This is a genomic window from Streptomyces sp. NPDC046915 (genome assembly GCF_040644935.1).
Classification (GTDB): domain Bacteria; phylum Actinomycetota; class Actinomycetes; order Streptomycetales; family Streptomycetaceae; genus Streptomyces.
In genome coordinates this window covers 142,887-143,398 of the sequence record NZ_JBEYXB010000020.1, presented here as the reverse complement: position 1 = coordinate 143,398, position 512 = coordinate 142,887, and the positions used below count along the sequence as shown (strand labels likewise).

Below are 512 nucleotides of genomic sequence, written 5' to 3'. Positions count from 1 at the left end.
GATCTGTTCGGCGTCTGCAGCCAGTCCGGCAGCCCGCTTGTGGTCACCGGCGGCGGCCACCGCCTCCGCCATCGCGGCCAGTGCCCGCGCCTGCTCCCGCGGGTCGGTGATGGTGCGGGCGATCTGTTCGGCGTCTGCAGCCAGTCCGGCAGCCCGCTTGTGGTCACCGGCGGCGGCCACCGCCTCCGCCATCGCGGCCAGTGCCCGCGCCTGCTCCTGCGGGTCGGTGAGGGTGCGGACGATCTGCTCGGCCCGCTTGTGGTCACCGGCGCCCACTGCCTGCGCCACCTCGGCTAGTGCGTGTGCCTGCTCCCGCGGGTCGGTGATGGTGCGGGCGAAGGGTTCGGCTCGGTCGTGGTCACCGGCGGCCACTGCCTCCGCCATCGCGGCCAGTGCCCGCGCCTGCTCCCGCGGGTCAATGATGGTGCGGGCGATCTGTTCGGCCTCTGCAGCCAGTCCGGCAGCCCGGTCGTGGTCGCCGGCGGCAGCCACCGCCCCAGCCACCCCGGCCA

1 pseudogene is annotated in these 512 nt (G+C 74.8%); it reads right to left on the bottom strand.

Annotated elements, in window-relative coordinates:
• Positions 1-492, bottom strand: a pseudogene (locus ABZ915_RS38210) (hypothetical protein); the annotation flags it as partial.
• Positions 493-512: the final 20 nt, after the last annotated feature.